The sequence below is a fragment of the Colwellia demingiae genome (assembly GCF_007954275.1).
Lineage (GTDB): Bacteria > Pseudomonadota > Gammaproteobacteria > Enterobacterales > Alteromonadaceae > Colwellia > Colwellia demingiae.
Genome location: NZ_VOLT01000007.1, coordinates 1 through 17218 on the forward strand (window position 1 = coordinate 1; position 17218 = coordinate 17218).

General features: G+C 39.1%; 9 protein-coding genes. 8 read left to right on the forward strand and 1 reads right to left on the reverse strand.

Going from position 1 to position 17218, the window contains the following annotated elements; genetic code table 11:
- Nucleotides 1–564: 564 nt before the first annotated feature.
- Nucleotides 565–1620 carry a porin gene (locus ESZ36_RS13930; protein WP_146789018.1) on the reverse strand — a complete coding sequence of 352 codons (1056 nt, stop codon included), beginning with the start codon at nt 1618–1620 and terminating at the stop codon, nt 565–567.
- A gap of 309 nt (nt 1621–1929) precedes the next feature.
- Here ESZ36_RS13930 and ESZ36_RS13935 point away from each other — a divergent pair, with 309 nt between their 5' ends.
- The 8 genes from ESZ36_RS13935 (at nt 1930) to ESZ36_RS13970 (ending at nt 16956) form a co-directional block, all read left to right on the forward strand.
- Nucleotides 1930–2856, forward strand: coding sequence for a LysR family transcriptional regulator (locus ESZ36_RS13935; RefSeq protein ID WP_146789020.1), 927 nt, complete (start codon nt 1930–1932; stop codon nt 2854–2856).
- Between the two features lie 586 nt (nt 2857–3442).
- Nucleotides 3443–4477 carry a TRAP transporter substrate-binding protein DctP gene (dctP, locus tag ESZ36_RS13940; protein ID WP_211357791.1) on the forward strand — a complete coding sequence of 345 codons (1035 nt, stop codon included), beginning with the start codon at nt 3443–3445 and terminating at the stop codon, nt 4475–4477.
- Nucleotides 4478–4563: 86 nt separating this feature from the next.
- The gene (locus ESZ36_RS13945) at nt 4564–5172 is read left to right on the forward strand and encodes a TRAP transporter small permease (RefSeq protein ID WP_146789022.1); all 609 of its coding nucleotides are present in this window, start codon (nt 4564–4566) and stop codon (nt 5170–5172) included.
- A gap of 6 nt (nt 5173–5178) precedes the next feature.
- Nucleotides 5179–6483 (forward strand): TRAP transporter large permease, encoded by a 1305-nt coding sequence (locus ESZ36_RS13950; RefSeq protein WP_146789024.1) that lies wholly within the window; start codon nt 5179–5181, stop codon nt 6481–6483.
- 507 nt (nt 6484–6990) lie between these two features.
- The gene (locus ESZ36_RS13955) at nt 6991–7617 is read left to right on the forward strand and encodes a trimeric intracellular cation channel family protein (protein ID WP_146789026.1); all 627 of its coding nucleotides are present in this window, start codon (nt 6991–6993) and stop codon (nt 7615–7617) included.
- An 896-nt stretch (nt 7618–8513) separates the two neighbouring features.
- The gene (gltB, locus tag ESZ36_RS13960; RefSeq protein WP_146789028.1) at nt 8514–13121 is read left to right on the forward strand and encodes a glutamate synthase large subunit; all 4608 of its coding nucleotides are present in this window, start codon (nt 8514–8516) and stop codon (nt 13119–13121) included.
- Nucleotides 13122–13141: 20 nt separating this feature from the next.
- Nucleotides 13142–14632: a glutamate synthase subunit beta gene (locus ESZ36_RS13965; RefSeq protein ID WP_146789030.1), complete on the forward strand. Its 1491-nt coding sequence runs from the start codon at nt 13142–13144 to the stop codon at nt 14630–14632.
- A gap of 338 nt (nt 14633–14970) precedes the next feature.
- The gene (locus ESZ36_RS13970) at nt 14971–16956 is read left to right on the forward strand and encodes a methyl-accepting chemotaxis protein (protein ID WP_146789032.1); all 1986 of its coding nucleotides are present in this window, start codon (nt 14971–14973) and stop codon (nt 16954–16956) included.
- Nucleotides 16957–17218 lie beyond the last annotated feature (262 nt).

Genomic DNA, 17218 nt, shown 5'->3' on the forward strand with positions numbered 1-17218 from the left:
AAACCATCAAAGATTCTTCGACCGTCGGCATCGGTGTAGTAATTTCCCTCGGCAGAAACGATGATGCGCGGGTCTTTTTTAAACTCACGGTTGCCGGTAAATGCCATCCAGTGCGCATCAAGTTGTGACTGAGTGATACCATGTTTTGTTTGGTTGTTCATATTTCACCTCATTATATGAGTCTTATAGACTTAAGATTTTCTTATTATCTATAATCCGTAAGATTAGTAAATTTATAATTATTGAACTTTAGTTAAGTAAAAGGTTACCTTACAAGGGTGACTCTGACGTTAAGCAAGCTTTCATCATTATGCGTATTAGCCAATCCAGTCGATTTTGAAATCATATGTAAAGCCGATTGTCACCGAAGTAAAATCACCTTATTGTCAAAAGTTATAGTCAGTAACTGAATGTGGGTTTGAAACTTTGAGCATTTTTAAGACTGAGAGTTTGAGGCGCTGTATCATCCATACCGCGATGATACAGTGCCTTAAAAGGATCAAATAACTCGATCCTTTTGAGTCTTGAAATAACTTTATTCAGGCTGAGTAGTTACAAAATAAGTTAAAAGTTATAATCAAAGTTGTAGCGCATACCAACGATTAGCTGATTATTATCTTTCGCGTTATCATCTTCAAAATTGTTATTTTGAAACTCAACAAATAAACGATAATCTGGACTTCCTTGCCATTCTAATGTGGTATTAAAGCGAGTAACTTCATTACTATCGGTAGGCATTAAATCGTCAGAAAATAGAGAGTAGCCGGCTTTAAGCTTGTAGCTATCATTAATACGGTAGGCGCCAACTAAATCAATGGTATTGATATCTTGACTATTACCACCGCGATCAACGTCTTGATAAGCTGCAGCAACGTACCAGTTACCGAATGATTTTGACGCTGAGAAACCCACTGTGTTTTCGTCAGTTCCAGTAAGATCTTTGGTTAGGTAAGCAGCAGCTAAAGTAAAGCTTTCACCAGTATATTTAACGCCACCGTTAACTAAGTCACTACCTTCAAGATCGCTTTCACCTTTGAATTGACCTTCAATGCGAAAATCTAAGTTACCAAAGCTCTTTCTGTAGCTAACCATCTCTTGTTGACGAAATGGGCTAACATCATCATAAGCTAGTGGTGATGCTGAACGGTTGAAAATGTCAACTGGACCGGCAATGATGGCGAATTGAGTGGTATCTTGTTTACCTATCGCAATACTGCCAAAATTCCCTTTTATTCCTACATACGCTTTACGTGCATCGCCAAAGTGCGCATCACCTTGAATTTGAACTTTAAACTCACCTTTTGCAAACCCCGTCATACCATTACTTAATTTATGCTCTGCTGCGATGCCTATACGTGATAATGCATCACCAACATCCCAGCTATCCTCAGTATCACTGCTCGTTACACCAAAAGTTGGACGTAAAGAGCCATAAAAATTAATAGATGTTTCACTTGTATCTGCTGCTGGTTTTTTAGATTCTTCTAATTGCGCCAAACGAGTCTGGATTTCTGTTAGCTGTTTTTTTAAGCTTTCTTTTGAAGTTTCTGCATAGGCTGCAGATGTTGGTAACAGAATAGCTAAAGTAAGTAGTGATGTTTTAAAGTTAAAATTATTCATAGTGATCCCCGTTTTCATATTGTTATAGTTATTTTTTAAGTGCGAAACTTAGTAAGTTACGTGCTATTTTTATTGATACTTATATCTCTGTTGCTTTATAACTCTCAGTAATTGAGCAGCTACAAATAGCTTTATTACTACGATCTAATATCGACTGTGGATAATCACGTTAAGGTGATAGCCCGATGTCATACACTCATTATTTGCTTCCATAGTGTCGATATTGACTTATACTTGCGCAACGGCTAACGTAAATAAATTCAAACATAATTAACCTAAGTTAAACATTTGTTTACCTATTGGAGAGCTATGACATTAAAAAAACGAAGTTTCACAGGACAAGTCAGTAATATTGATCTGCGGATGTTACGTATATTCAAAACAGTGGTTGATTGTGGTGGATTTTCAGCAGCTGAAGTGGAATTAAATATTAGCCGTCCTGCGATTAGTATTGCTATCTCAGATCTGGAGAAACGATTTAATCTAAAACTCTGTCAACGTGGTCGTACCGGTTTTTCTTTAACGGAAGAAGGCGCAGAGGTTTATCAGTCTGTAATTGAGTTGCTTAGTGCATTAGAATCATTTCGAACCCAGGTCAATGGTATTAATGAGCAACTGAAAGGCGAACTTAATATAGGTATTACCGATAATTTGGTTACCATCAAGCATATGAAACTTACCAATGCCTTGATGGAATTAAAAGATTTAGGACCTGAAATACAAATAAATCTTAGGATGATGCCGCCGGATAAGATTGAGATCGATGTTCTTGACGGCCGGTTGCATGTCGGTGTGGTTCCTGAACTTCGCCCCCTTTCAGGCCTCAATTATCATCAACTATATCAGGAGGAATCGTTTCTATATTGCAGTAAAGACCACCCATACTTTCCTCTCGAGGATAAGCAACTTACCAATACGATAATCTCTAAAAGTGACGCCGTGGTACTATCTTATCAACAGACACCTGAAATTAGGCATTTGTTGCAAAAGCTCAATAGTACGGCCAGCGCTACGGACCGTGAAGGTCTGCTTTTTTTAATTCTTACCGGACGCTATATTGGATATTTGCCCGAACACTTTGCCAGGCAATGGGTGGCTGATGGTAAGCTCAGAGCGATAAAACCTGATAAATTTCGCATTGAAAGCTATTATTCGGTTGTTACCCGAAAAAGTGCCCGTTCAAACATTATTTTAGATAGCTTTATGGAGCTACTCCTTAAGAAAACAAAGAAATAAACTCTCTTTAAATTAAGCTGAAAAATACTAAAAGTTATTGATAATATCGCTATGACTTTAAGCTTAGTGTGTAGTGATATCGTTAATTCTTCCATCTGATTAGCGAGGATGTCATACCAATTAACATTGGTTGGCATGGCGAAAAGATGAATAAAAATCCCTTTAACACCCAAGTTCAGACTGGAATAAATTCGTCCGCTAAAAGTGCACGTATTGGTGTCAAAAGCAGAACCATGCCATATCACCTCAGTAGATCTCGTCATCAGGCTACTTCACTAATCCATTTGAAAACAGCTAACTCAACATCAGTGTTTAGCTCTCCCACATGAAAAATTTTAAGTACGGCTCCTTCAGTGATAAGTCAGGTGATTTTAGGTTAATCAAAGCGCTTTCAAGGGGGACTGATTAATGTTTTTCGCGTTGCAGGTGTATGTGCTTTTTAGGTAAGCAAATAATTAACTTTAGTTAAGATATATAAGATTTATTTTAACTTTAAAACGAGGCAGACTGATCTCGACCTCGCCTATTATCGGAATAAAAATTATTCTGAAATAAGGCATATAAAACCTAAAACAGAGGATTCAAAATGTTGAAGACAAAAAAAATTACAACAATGATTACCAAAAATAAACTTATTAGTGCTTGTACACTTGCTGCTGTGTTAAGTGTATCTGTAATTAATACTGCTGTAGCAGATAGTAAGTTTATTTTTGCCCAAGCTTATAACACCGAACATATTTTTCACCACACTTCTGAGAAGTTCATGGAGCAACTTAATGATAAAGGCTCTTCTTATAAAGCCGATTATCATCCAGGTGGTGATTTAGGCGATTGGACCTCACAGTTTGAACAAGCAATGATGGGTGTTATTCCCATGACTATTACTTATGGTGCGTCTGAATTTGATGGTCGACTCGATCTGACTTGGCTGGGTTATGTGGTTGATGACTGGGCAAGCGCACGCAAAGTTTATGGTCCTGGTGGGCCGATGCTTGATGTTTACAATAAGATTTTTGCCGAAATGGATCTAGTGGCGTTAGGTACTATCCCAACAGGTTTTGGTTCTATAACCATCCGTAAAGGTGTTGATAAAATTCCGACCAGCTTTCCCGAAGATGCAAAAGGGATCAAAATGCGGGTGATTCCATCGCCATTGGCTATTGAGCGTTTTAAAAACTGGGGGTTTTCTGCTGTCCCTATGCCATATTCCGAACTCTACACCGCACTGCAGTTAGGTACTGTAGATGGTCGTGCATTTGGTCCTGCCGTTGAAATTTATCAAATGCGTGATGTGCTCGAAGCTTACATTTTAACCCGTGATTATTTTGAGCACGCTTTCTGGTTAGTTAATAAGGATTGGTGGGAAGATCTTCCGGCTGCCGAGAGAAAGAAAATGCAAACGGCTGCTGATGAAACGCTTAAATGGGCATGGCAGGAAGCAGAAACGATTGATAACGGGTTTTTAGACAAAGTGCGCGAAAGTGGTATTAAGGTTATTGAGTTATCAGATGAGGATCGTGCTAAAGCTAAAAGTATTTTGTACGCAAAAGAATGGCCATACATGGAGAAAAAAGTTGGAAGCGACATCATGAAAATGATGCGTGAGATAGCTGGTATTTAGTAATTCCTTAATTAGGTGTGATCTGGGCTCAAGTCAGTAAGTAAGTGACCTGAGCCTAAAATTTACAAAATCAAGGATATATTTTTATGAAAACCACTACGTTAAAATCTGACAGTCTTCTTCAACAAGTTGATTTAACAGGTAAAACAAAAAAAACTACGCTACAACAGTTTGAATATCTGCTAGATTTCTGCCTCAAAGCGGCCATGATCTTTAGTGGTCTCGGACTCGCCATATTAATGTTCACTCAAGTCATCATGCGTTATGTGCTCGAATCTCCTTTTGCGGGAATAGAAGAAGCGGCAATTTTGTTAGCAGTATGGGTCTATTTTCTCGGTATGGGCTATGCGACTAAAGAGCGAGCACACATTCACGGTGGCATCGTCAGCCTCGTTGTCAGTGACCCGTTTAAAATTGAAATGATCCGCTTTATTGTTTCTATTATTTGTACCATTGCCGCCTGTGTTTTTGGCTATTATGCGACTAAATACGGATTATTTGTCATTGAAAAAGGACGAATGAGTCTCTATTTGCAATGGCCTAAAGGATTATGGAGTGGCAGTATGATCTTTGGTTTTTCGATGATGATATTTTACTTTCTGCTGCAAACAGTAACAGACTATCGGGCTATGTTAGCCGCCAAAGCCCAAAAGCAAGCCACTACACCTCAATCATCAAACAACGGAAAGGATTAGCATATTATGGTTATTTTTCTCATATCTATGCTGGTCATAGTTCTCTTGTTATTAGCTGAACTTCCGGTAGCATTTGCATTTGGCATCGGCGCGATAATGTTTACTTTTGCTACTGGCAATGATATTTCATTTTTGGTTATTCATGGATTTAATACCAGCGGTGGTTTTGCCCTGTTAGCATTACCCTTGTTTATTTTAGCTGGGATTTTAATGGCTGAAGGTGGAATTTCAAACCGATTGCTTGATTTTGTTAATTCAATTGTTGGTCGTCTTAAAGGCGGTTTAGGTGCAGTAACTGTTTTAACCTGTGCACTGTTTGGTGCTATTTCTGGTAGTTCTTCGGCTGCCATTGCGGCAATCGGCCAGATTATGATCCCGCGGATGAAAGAAGAAGGCTATCCAGAAGGGCACGCGACGGCTTTAGTTGCTTGTTCATCTGTACTTGCACTGTTAATACCGCCAAGTATTCCAATGATTATTTTTTCAATCACTGGCGGATTGTCTGTCGGTGCAGCTTTTCTATCAACCATTATTCCTGGCATTATGTTAACGGTAATATACTGTTGCTTAAACTTTTGGTTTTTACGTAATAACACCTTAATAAAAGTCGAACCTGCGCTTCCTTTTGTTCAAGCAGCGCGAGGCGTAGTTACTTCTGGCTATAATGCATTTTGGGCATTGTTGATGCCTGTTATTATATTAGGTGCTATTTATACGGGTATTGCTACGCCAACAGAAGCGGCGGCAATTGCTGTTATTTATGCAATCCCAGTAAGTTTATTCGTCTACAAGGGTTTAACCTTTAAAACGTTAGGTAGTGCCACTGTTCGTGCTGTCATTATGACGGGTTCAATTATGGCCGTACTTTTCTTCTTGTTTATTATGAGCAGGGCAATGATTTTAGAACAGGTGCCTAAGCAACTTGCCGAAGCGTTATTAATGCTATCTGATAACAAGCTAGTCATCCTTTTGGTGATTAACCTCTTATTATTGCTTATCGGTATGATAGTTGATGATATTTCTGGAGGTGTTTTAGCGGCGATTATTTTCTTGCCGGTAGTACAGGCTCTTGGCATTCATCCTATTCATTTTGCCGCTATTGTTGGGGTAAACCTCGGCTTAGGTAATGTTTCTCCCCCCTGTGCCCCGATGCTCTATATGGCAGGAGGTGTCGCAAAACTACCGCTCAATAAGTATATTGTGCCGACGGTTAAATTACTGTGCTTTGGTCACTTACCTATGGTGGTTTTAGTTACCTTCGTACCTGATTTGGCATTATTTTTACCTCGTTTGTTGATGGGTATTGAGTAATACAATTTGATTAAATTTCTTCCCAACTCAGAGCTATGTTAAATGTTCAATAACAAGGCAAATTTGTTTAGGTCTAGTCATTCTAAATCAAATAAATTTAACGATGTTAATGGGCATAGAACAAGCTCCCAAAGGGCGAGTATCTAATAAAAGGTAAAGGCTTACATGCTGCGTTATTGATTTTGACAAGGGAATAACCATTCTCTTCAATCAATGTCTTGCCTCTAAGCCTTTTAATTCTCGCTGAGTGGGAAAGAACTTAATCAACTTGGTATAATACCTGTGTTCTTTGGGTCATCAAATCTTTATTTAGATCTGATGACCCGTTTTTTTTGGTCATTAATGCCTTCTTTTTTAAATTTTTTCTGTGATTAATAAGAGCGTGTGATTTAATGAAACTGCAAGTTGATAGAGTAATATTTATCTGTTGGTTTTATATTTTGCGATTGAAGAGAATAAGAGGATTGGGTAAAGTCTGATTAAAATGAAAGTTATGAGAGTGCTGCAATGTCATTTGAAATTACCGATGTAGTGAATATCATGGGATTGTCTGCAGTGGCAGTCTTTGCAATATCGGGGGGACTCGATGCCGCACGTCAGAAAATGGATATTCTTGGTTTTATGCTAATTGGAACGGCCACAGGTCTCGGTGGCGGTACGCTTCGCGATTTGCTGCTGGGTAATGTGCCCGTATTCTGGGTGCGAGAGCCGGTATGGATCGTCGTCTGTCTGGTTTCGACAGCAATAACCTACTTTATCGCACCAAAATTGGCTTCTATAACGCGCGCACTGATTTGGATGGATGCGGTCGGTATTGCATTGTTTGCAGTGGTTGGAACTGAGATTGCGTTAGAGTTTGGTACCTCCCCCTTGATCGCCATCTGTATGGGAGTAATGACAGCTAGCTTTGGTGGTATCGCACGTGATGTACTCAGTGGTAGCAACCTTACACTGATGAATGAAGAACTTTATATCACCACAACTGTGGCTGGTTCAGTTATGTACCTTTGGCTGAATACCTTAAGTCTACCTCCTAATTATGATTTGATTGGTGGTTTTTTTATTGCTTTCATTCTACGTGCATTAGCGATTAGATTTAATATTAAGCTGCCCAATCTTTATAGAAAGGACTGATATTTCCTGTCTGCGTTAGCAAATCTGAAGCTGATATAAATGCTAAGCAAGATTAAGGTAGGAAGTAGCAAGTTCTCAAACTCAATTTGATTAAAAATTATGCTAATTAAATTTAATTTAATGATTATTGCGTAATACGCTCTAATTAATACTCTAATCAGACTCAGAAGAGTAATTGCACTAATGGGATTCTGAAGTCATTTTGAAGGCGGATTTAGCTTCTTAGAGCATGCTAATGCTATAGAGAGTAACTTTGTTAGATTATGCAGAGGTAATTATCCTGATTAGATATTATTTGAATAACTATTCTCTTCGGTTGATGCCTTTATTTTCTGTATTTTCACTCTATCGCAGCGGTAAGTAACTTAACGGACTTAGTACTACTTTATTCGTAGATAATATATCGGGGTAGAATTGAGATTGTGACTCTAAGCCTAGCATAGTTAGTGTTTCTTTTATTTTACAGTTGGCGGTGTTTTTGTTGTTTATTCAGTGTTTTTGGCGTTTTATTCAAACAATCAAGTGTAATCGTGTGAATACAAAACTAAATATAGCTACTAATTAGAAGAAATAGTAATAGTTTTCAATTGTTTTAAATCCTTTTTATTGTTGTATATATTCAAATATGTCGTATATATATTCATAAAATGATTGACTCAGAACCATTTTGCGGGTAATTTTGCCGGCCGCAATTAATAATGACTTTCACAATTGCGTTCGTCTCATAAAGACTCAGCAGAAGTCTGGCGTTCGATGTTCAAGAAATTCTAAGTAATATTCTGAAGGATCAGTTGCGCACATTTTGAACATAAAGAATATATAGCTTAATTAGCAAGCGGCTTAATTAAAAAGCAACAAAAGCTAATAGAAATAGTTTGATGAAATAGGAATAAGCAATGAATGATATGAGCAAAAAATCCCAAGGCCTTTATCGCGCCGAGTTTGAACATGATAGTTGTGGTATTGGTTTTGTCGCCAACCTAAAGGGTAAAAAAACTCACGATATTATTGAAAATGCACTCACCATGTTGAGCTGTATGGAACATCGTGGTGGTACTGGTTTTGACGTCAAAAGTGGTGACGGTGCCGGTATTCTTATTCAAATCCCTCACGATTTTTTAAGCCAAGAAACCGAAAAATTAGGTTTTAGCTTGCCTGAAGCTGGAAACTACGGCGTTGGCATGATTTTCTTTCCGCGCGATAAAGCGCAAAGCGAAGCGTGCAGAGACACTTTAAATCAAAATATTATTGAGCTGGGCTTAACCTTACTAGGTTACCGTGATGTCCCAGGTGATAATTCTATGTTAGGTGCCGCTTCATTTGATAGCGAACCGAACATCGAACAAGTATTTATTGCCAAACCAGCAGCATTAACTGCACAAGAGTTTGAACGTAAGTTATTTGTTCTGCGTAAATATACTTCGCATAAAATTAATGCTAGCGGTATCACAGAACGTGATGAGTTTTATGTTACGTCAATGTCGTCAACTAAGATTGTTTATAAAGGGCAGTTTACCACGCAGCAAGTTCGTCAATATTATCTTGATCTTCAAGACGAACGAACTATCTCTGGTATGGCGATGTTCCATTCTCGCTTCTCAACAAATACTTTCCCAGCTTGGCGTCGTGCTCAACCGTTTCGTTATATCGCCCATAATGGTGAAATCAACACGGTTCGCGGTAACATTAACTGGATGAATGCTCGTGAAGCATTATTTAGTTCAGTAAATTTTAGCGATGCTGAATTGAAAATGTTAACGCCGATTTGTAATAACGATAACTCTGATTCTGCCAATCTTGATATGGCGATTGAGTTATTGGTGCTAAGTGGACGTTCACTAGCCCAAGTTATGATGATGATGGTGCCAGAAGCATGGCAAACACAAACTGATATGGATCCAACTAAACACGCATTTTATGAGTATTATGCTTGTATTATGGAACCGTGGGATGGTCCAGCTTCGTTATCGTTTAGTGATGGTAATGTTATCGGCGCGACCCTTGATCGTAACGGTTTACGTCCTTCACGTTACTTGTTAACTGAAGACGGTACTTTGGTGATGGGCTCTGAAACAGGCACTTTATGTGTTGATCAGTCAACTGTTGTTGAAAAAGGTCGTTTGCAGCCAGGTAAAATATTTATTGCTGATTTAAAGCAAGGTCGCATCATTAGTGACGAAGAAGTAAAACAGCAAGTCAGCTCAGCTCAGCCTTACGGTAAGTGGTTAGCAGATAACAAAGTTGAATTAGATAAATTACCAGTTCCAATAGCATCTATTGCCCAACCGCCACTGGCAGAATTGCGTAAAATGCAAAAAGCCTTTGGTTATACGAGTGAAGATCTTAACTTAGTGCTTGCGGGCATGGTAGGTACATCAAAAGAGCCATTAGGCGCTATGGGTACAGATACGCCATTAGCGGTATTGTCTAGTCGTCCGCAACAATTGTCTCATTACTTTAAGCAATTATTTGCTCAAGTAACTAACCCACCAATCGATCCGATTCGTGAAGAGTTAGTGATGTCATTGCGTGGTTATATCGGTAAGTCGTTTAACTTACTGGATGAAACACCAGAGCATTGCCACAAAGTTGAAATTGAACAGCCGGTATTAACAATCGATCAATTACGCAAGTTACAGTATATTGATAATAATCATCTGCAATCAAAAACCATTGCTATAACCTTTAAAGCGAGCGGTGAACCTGGCGCACTTAAAAAAGCGCTTGATCGCGTATGTTATAACGCAAAAAGTGCCGTTGAAGATGGTTATGAAATCCTAATTTTAAGTGATCGTGAAGTTGATAGTGACCATGTTGCTATTCCATCAGTATTAGCAACAGCAGCCGTTCATCATTATTTGATTCGCGAAAAATTACGTTCTGGTGCTGATATTATTTTAGAATCAGGCGACATCCGTGAAACGCATCATTTTGCTACGGTTATTGGTTATGGCGCAGCAGCGGTAAATCCTTACTTAGCACTAGAGAGTATGTATGGCTTACGTGATGAAGGCGTACTTGACAGCAAGTTAACTGACGAAGAAATTGTTGCTAAGTACACAGCAGCAGTAGGTAGTGGTTTATTGAAAACCTTCTCTAAAATGGGTATTTCAACACTACAGTCTTATTTAGGTGCGCAAGTTTTTGAAGCATTGGGTATTAACTCTGATGTAATCGATGAGTACTTTACGGGTACGGTTAGTCGAATCCAAGGTTTAAGCCTTGATCAAATCGCTCAAGAAGCACTTTTACGTCATCGTGAAGGTTTCCCTGACGCGAGTCGTATTGCGGTTGAGAACTTATTACCAACCGGTGGTGAATATTCGTGGCGTAATGATGGCGAACGTCATCTATTTAGCCCAACAGTTATTCGTTTATTGCAACATTCCACAGCAAGTAACAATACTAACCAGTTTAAGCAGTATGCAAAAACAGTTGATGATCAAAGTAAAGAAGCCTTTACCTTACGTGGCTTACTTGAACTGAGTAGCGATCGTCCTGCAATTGACATCAGTGAAGTTGAACCTATTGCAAATATTTTCAAACGTTTCGCTTCTGGTGCAATGTCATTTGGCTCAATTTCATGGGAAGCACATACTACCTTAGCCATTGCAATGAACCGTATTGGCGGTAAGAGCAACAGCGGTGAAGGTGGTGAAGATCCTATTCGTTTCACACCGTTAGAAAATGGCGATTCGATGAACTCGCGCATTAAGCAAGTTGCTTCTGGTCGTTTTGGTGTTACCAGTCATTACTTAGCTAATGCAGACGAATTACAAATTAAAATGGCGCAGGGCGCTAAACCAGGCGAGGGTGGTCAGTTACCTGGCGACAAAGTTGATGCTTGGATTGGTAAAACACGTGGCTCAACGCCGGGTGTTGGTTTGATTTCACCACCGCCACATCATGATATTTATTCTATTGAAGATTTATCACAGCTTATTTTTGATCTTAAAAATGCTAACCGTGAAGCTCGTATTAACGTTAAATTAGTGTCAGAAGCCGGTGTAGGTACGATCGCGTCAGGTGTTGCTAAAGCGTATGCTGATGTAGTACTGATTGCAGGTCACGATGGCGGCACAGGTGCTTCACCATTGAGCTCAATTAAGCATACGGGCTTACCGTGGGAACTTGGTTTGGCTGAAACCCATCAGACCTTGGTACGTAATCATTTACGTAGCCGTATTACCGTACAAACTGATGGTCAGCTTAAAACACCACGCGATTTAGCGATTGCCACATTACTTGGTGCAGAAGAATATGGTATGGCAACCACTGCGTTAGTAGTTGAAGGTTGTATCATGATGCGTAAGTGTCATTTAAATACGTGTCCAGTGGGTATCGCTACTCAAGATAAAGAGTTACGTGATCGCTTTACCGGTCGTGCTGATATTCTAGTTAACTTCTTTACCATGATGGCTGAAGGTTTACGTGAAATCATGGCTGAGCTAGGCTTTAGAAGCATTGAAGAAATGGTTGGTCAGACTCAATGTCTTAAGCAACTTAAAGATGTTGACCATTGGAAATACCAAGGGCTTGATTTAACGCCGTTATTGCACAAAGAAGCGTGTCATGAGAACGAAACGCTTTATCAATCAATCAATCAGAAGCATTTAATTGACGATATTATTGATCGCAAGATGATGGTAGATGCAAAAGCTGCGCTTGATTCGCAGCAAAGTGTTGAATTGGAATATGATGTTATCAATACTGATAGAACAGTTGGTGCCATGATTTCTAATGAAATCTCTAAGAAGTATCAAGCTGAAGGATTACCAGAAAACACTATCAAAGTTAAGTTTAACGGCTCTGCAGGTCAAAGTTTTGGTTGTTTCTCAGCTAAAGGTTTACGCTTTGAACTTGAAGGCGATGCTAATGATTACTTTGGTAAAGGATTATCTGGTGCAAACCTTGTGGTATATCCAAGTAAACAAGCGAAGTTCTCAGCTAGTGAAAATATTCTTATTGGTAACGTTGCATTCTTTGGTGGAACATCAGGAACTGCCTTTATACGTGGTATTGCTGGCGAACGTTTCTGTGTTCGTAACTCAGGTGTAACAGCAGTTGTTGAAGGTGTTGGTGATCACGGTTGTGAATACATGACTGGTGGTAAAGCCGTAATCTTAGGCGCAACAGGTCGAAACTTTGCTGCGGGTATGTCGGGCGGTGTTGCTTATGTACTTGATGACAACAATGACTTTGCTGCTAAATGCAACATGGAAATGGTTTCACTAGAAACGGTTGACACTGATGCTGAAAACCTTGAATTGAAAGCACTGATTACTGAGCATTTTGATGCAACAGGCTCAGATGTTGCCAGTGACTTACTGAGTGATTGGGACAACAATGTTAAGCGCTTTGTTAAAGTTATGCCGGTTGATTACAAACGCATGCAAGGTTACATGAATGACGTGCGTAATAGCGGAGATTTCGAATCAGAATATGACATTGCGGTTAAAGCTTTCGATATCCATTTAAACAAACTAGCTAGCGCAAAAGCTTAAGCTGACAAGGAGAATATATTATGGGAAATCCAACAGGATTTATCAACGTAGGTCGTGCCTTGCCAACTGAACGCAAAGCTGGAGAACGTTTAACTGATTGGCTTGAAGTCTATGAAGAAATACCACTAAAAGCTGTAGAGAAACAAGCTTCTCGCTGTATGGACTGTGGCGTACCATTTTGCCAATCGGCAAAATCAGAGTTTGCACCTGCCGTTGCGGGTTGTCCGGTTAACAATGTTATTCCTGAATGGAATGACTTGATTTACCGAGGCCGTTGGAAAGATGCCATAGAGTTATTGCATAAAACCAATAACTTCCCTGAGTTTACGGGTCGTGTATGTCCAGCACCTTGTGAAGGCGCATGTGTATTAGGTATCAATGCTGATCCAGTAGCTATTAAGCTACATGAAAAAGAAATTATTGACCATGCCTTTAAAGAAGGTTGGGTAGTCGCTCAGCCACCATCAGCACGTACCGGTAAAAATGTTGCTGTTATTGGCTCAGGTCCTGCTGGCCTTGCTGCCGCAGCACAGCTTAATAAAGCAGGCCATATGGTTACTGTCTATGAACGTGCCGATCGTATTGGTGGTTTGTTAATGTACGGTATTCCTAATATGAAGCTGCAAAAGGAGTTAGTACAACGTCGCGTTGATATTCTAGCGGAAGAAGGCATTGTCTTTGTAACGAATACCGAAGTAGGTAAAGACGTTAGTGTTGAACAGCTTGAAAGCGACTTTGATGCGATAGTGTTATGTATTGGCGCAACGGTGCCACGTGATTTACCTGTTGAAGGCCGTGAACTTAACGGTGTTCATTTTGCTATGGATTTCTTGAAAGCGAATACTAAAAGTTTACTTGATAGTGAGCATAAAGATGGCCAGTTCATTAATGCCCAAGGCAAAAATGTGGTCGTTATTGGTGGCGGTGATACCGGTACTGATTGTATTGGTACTTCATTACGTCATCAGTGTACAAATGCGATACAACTAGAAATCATGCCGCGTCCACCAGAAAAACGTGAAGAAAATAGCAATCCATGGCCACAATGGCCAAAACGTTTGTTGGTTGATTACGGTCAAAAAGAAGCGATTGAAATTCAAGGTCAAGATCCACGTCAATATTTAGTAATGACTAAGAAAATTGAAAGTGACGAGCAAGGTAATGTTAAGGCGGTTCATACCGTTGATATTACTTGGGAACAAAACGAGAAAGGTCAAATGTTCCCGCAGGAAGTTGCTGGCAGTGAAAAAGCTATTCCAGCCGATATCGTACTTATCGCAATGGGCTTTATGGGCCCTGAAGGTGGGTTAGTCGAGCAGTTTGGTCTTGAGCAAGATAATCGCTCTAACATAGCTGCAGAATACGATAAGTTTGCTACCAGCAAGCAAGGCGTATTCGCTGCTGGTGATGGTCGCCGTGGTCAAAGCTTGATTGTTTGGGCAATTGATGAAGGTCGTCGTTGTGCGCGTGAAGTAGACAGTTACCTAATGGGTAAAAGCTACTTACCTTAAACAATTAGTTACTACTGCTATATTTTAAACTAGCACCCTATAAAAGTCCTGCCATGTTCATCACGGTGGGACTTTTTTATTAAGTGTTTTTATCAATGTATTACAATAGAAAAGATAATGCTCGGTATCGTTCAGTACTCTATCTCAAGTTTCGATGGATAGGCTTAGACTAAAGTTTTATCTAATGAATCAGTACCTTTCAGCGAAAATGTCTATAATAGAAATCAACAATAATTAATAGGTTAAATGTCGAGAATATTTTAACCATTGAAGGGTGAGAATGGATCGCTTATTTCTTTGTTGTTTAAATTTTTGTCAAAATCTTAATAAGGCTCAATATGAATTTACTTAATAATTTAGTGTTTAAACAAAAATTAATTTTACTTGTGTTGATACCCCTTTTAGCAACACTGTATTTTAGTTTGAACAATTTAAATACCTTAACCTCGAAGCAAGGGCAGCTTGAAGAGATTCATGACTTGATTACGCTAACGGTTGCTAATAACGCTCTTGTTCATGAGTTACAAAAAGAGCGTGGCGCCACTGCTGTTTATCTAGGCAGTAAAGGTGAAAAATTTTCTTACGAGTTAAAAGAACAACGCAAACTAACCAATAAAACTCACACACTCTTAAATGAAAAGTTAAAAGTTTTCTCTTCAGATAACGACAAAGTAAATAATATTGTCTTAACGATTAAAAGTGGATTATTAAAACTAGAGGGGATTAGATCTCGTACTGATGGACTGTCAATATCACTCAGTGATGCTATTGGTTACTACACAACTCAAAACCATGAGATGCTTAGCTTAGCAGAGTTCTTTTCAACAATTAGTCCAACAGAAACCGTCAGTAACGACATTGCCTATTATGTTCTTTTAGAAGCTAAAGAGCGGGCGGGTATAGAGCGAGCAGTTGCTAGTGGTGGTTTTGCAAAGGATAAGTTCACACAGTCTGCCTTTCAAAAATTTAACAGCCTAGTTGCCTTACAAGATAGTTATTTAGAGCAATTCAGCGCTAAAGCATCATCGAAAATCATAAGCGCTTATCAAAACAGCTTAAATAATAATGCTGTAGTTGAAGTCAATAGAATGAGAGTTACAGCATTATCTGTTGGTCAAGCTGGCCCTTTCAATGTTGATGCGAGTGCATGGTTTAAAAGCGCAACAGGAAGAATTAATTTACTAAAAGATATTGAGAACCTCGTTGCTGATGAGTTCATTACTGACATAGATAAACTGCTTCATGAAGCAAGTAGAGGAGTCAGTATTGATTTGATTATTATTATTATAACGTTCATTATGACGATTTTTATTGTCTACGTTATTTTGACAAATTTAATTAAGCAATTGAATGAGATTTCAGTAACGATGGAAAAAGTAACTGAAAATAATGATTTAACGGTACAGGCAGGTGTTTTTAGCACGGATGAGTTGGGTAATATTGCCAAAGGGTTAAATAAAACACTTAGCACATTTTCTCATGCTATCACTGAAATAAAAAGTAGTAGCATTTCTCTCGCTGCATCGGCACAACAATCATCTGTCATTGTGAATAATAACGTAGATAGTTTACAACTACAGCGTGATGAAACCGCGCAAGTGGCTACTGCAATAGAGGAAATGTCAGCAACAGTACAAGAAGTCTCTCGTAATGCCAATGAGGCTATGTCATCAACACATCAAGTAAATACTCAAGCGATAGAGAGCCAGACTGTTGTAGGGAACTCATTAGAAGCAATCAATAATTTAGCGACAGAAGTGTCTGAAATAGGCACGCTCATCTCAGGATTGCACTCAACAACGTCAAACATATCAAATGTTATTGATGTTATAAAAGGTATCGCGGACCAAACTAACTTACTTGCCCTAAATGCCGCAATAGAAGCAGCAAGAGCAGGCGAGCAAGGGCGAGGCTTTGCCGTAGTTGCGGATGAAGTTAGAACCTTAGCCCAACGTACTCAAGATTCCACTATTGAAATTGAAGAAATTATCAATCAATTGCAAAGTGAAGCGAGCAATGCAAATACCATGGTGGCTGGCACCCAAAAACGTGCCGATGAAAGTATTGACGGTGCTCATCAAATTGAATTATCACTGACAAGTATCGTAACGGCCGTATCGGATATCAATCTAATGATAGAGCAAATTGCTACCGCGGCAGAAGAACAAGTCAGTGTCACGGAAGATATCAATAAAAATGTTAATGACATAGATAAAAAGTCTTCTGAAATAACATCAGGAGCACAAGATGTCTCTCTGGCAGCGAGTGAGCAAGTAGAGATTGCTAACGCGCTTGAAAGCTTGGCAGCCAAGTTTGTCGTATAGATAAGCCATTTTAAATAATTTGCTTATCGCGTAATAATTAACTTACAGAATGTGGTAGTGGTTTTATGCCTCTACTACAGTTCAACGTTATTTTAAGGCTATCGAATAAGCGCTTGAACCGCATCACTTCATAGTTACTGTGACTTATAATGTATGAGTCCCGACGATGAGTCACAGTGCCTTGAATCGAAATAGCTTATCCACTCTGAAATATGTATCTTGATTGGTAATAGGTATATGTTTCTAAAAAACTCCTTTACTC

Excerpts from the sequence above, each read along its gene's own strand:
- ESZ36_RS13930 (WP_146789018.1), bottom strand. The coding sequence starts at position 1,620 with ATGAATAATTTTAACTTTAAAACATCACTACTTACTTTAGCTATTCTG.
- ESZ36_RS13935 (WP_146789020.1), top strand. The coding sequence starts at position 1,930 with ATGACATTAAAAAAACGAAGTTTCACAGGACAAGTCAGTAATATTGAT.
- dctP (WP_211357791.1), top strand. The coding sequence starts at position 3,443 with ATGTTGAAGACAAAAAAAATTACAACAATGATTACCAAAAATAAACTT.
- ESZ36_RS13945 (WP_146789022.1), top strand. The coding sequence starts at position 4,564 with ATGAAAACCACTACGTTAAAATCTGACAGTCTTCTTCAACAAGTTGAT.
- ESZ36_RS13950 (WP_146789024.1), top strand. The coding sequence starts at position 5,179 with ATGGTTATTTTTCTCATATCTATGCTGGTCATAGTTCTCTTGTTATTA.
- ESZ36_RS13955 (WP_146789026.1), top strand. The coding sequence starts at position 6,991 with ATGTCATTTGAAATTACCGATGTAGTGAATATCATGGGATTGTCTGCA.
- gltB (WP_146789028.1), top strand. The coding sequence starts at position 8,514 with ATGAATGATATGAGCAAAAAATCCCAAGGCCTTTATCGCGCCGAGTTT.
- ESZ36_RS13965 (WP_146789030.1), top strand. The coding sequence starts at position 13,142 with ATGGGAAATCCAACAGGATTTATCAACGTAGGTCGTGCCTTGCCAACT.
- ESZ36_RS13970 (WP_146789032.1), top strand. The coding sequence starts at position 14,971 with ATGAATTTACTTAATAATTTAGTGTTTAAACAAAAATTAATTTTACTT.